Origin of the sequence: Ruminococcoides bili (assembly GCF_040093295.1) — a bacterium.
Lineage (GTDB): Bacteria > Bacillota > Clostridia > Oscillospirales > Acutalibacteraceae > Ruminococcoides > Ruminococcoides intestinale_A.
In genome coordinates this window covers 1-714 of record NZ_JBBNJY010000099.1, presented here as the reverse complement: position 1 = coordinate 714, position 714 = coordinate 1, and the positions used below count along the sequence as shown (strand labels likewise).

Here is a 714-nt window from a genome sequence, read left to right as displayed (position 1 = left end):
GTAACGGATAACGATACTTCCCGATTCGATTTGTATGTTGAGGTAAAGTACAGCGACGGAAGTGCAAAAGGAAAGAAGCCGCAGTCTTTCAACAAGTCCGTTGGTGTATGGCAATACACTTCGTTTGCATTTAATCTAAGTGATGAAACAGATGCAAATAAAGTACCTGTTAAAGTTACGGTTTTCCTTAGATTTACCAAACAGTACAACACGGCTTACTTTGACAACGCACAGCTTATTAAAGATTCTGTTCCGAGTTATACATATAACGATGACGGCGAACTTGTAACTGTAACTTCTAATGCAGAACAAAAATCCAAAATGGAGTATTCCGATTCAAATCTTACAAAATCAGTTGATGCAAAAGGCTATGGCTACACTTATGACTATGATGATAATCATAATATGACTAAGGCAACAAGTCAGAACGGAGTTGAATACAACTACACCTACAATTCCAAAGGACAGGCAACAGCACTTGAAGCAAATAATTCCGAAAAAACACTTGCACTAAAATCAAATCTGGACTATACTGAAAATGGTAGATTTTTGTTCAAGCTGTATGATCAGGACGGCAACTGTGATACATATAATTACAATTCAACCACAGGTTATCTTGACAGTGTAAAGGATAACGACACAGGTGCACAGATTAACTATACCTATGATGAAAACAGGGGACAGCTTATCAGCGTGTCGCAGACAGATTCATAC

The 714-nt window shown here is 37.8% G+C and carries 1 protein-coding gene; it reads left to right on the top strand.

All coding sequences use genetic code 11. From position 1 onward, the window contains the following. The coding region (locus AAAY30_RS11525; RefSeq protein ID WP_499215972.1) for a hypothetical protein at positions 1 to 714 on the top strand (714 nt) is incomplete at both ends.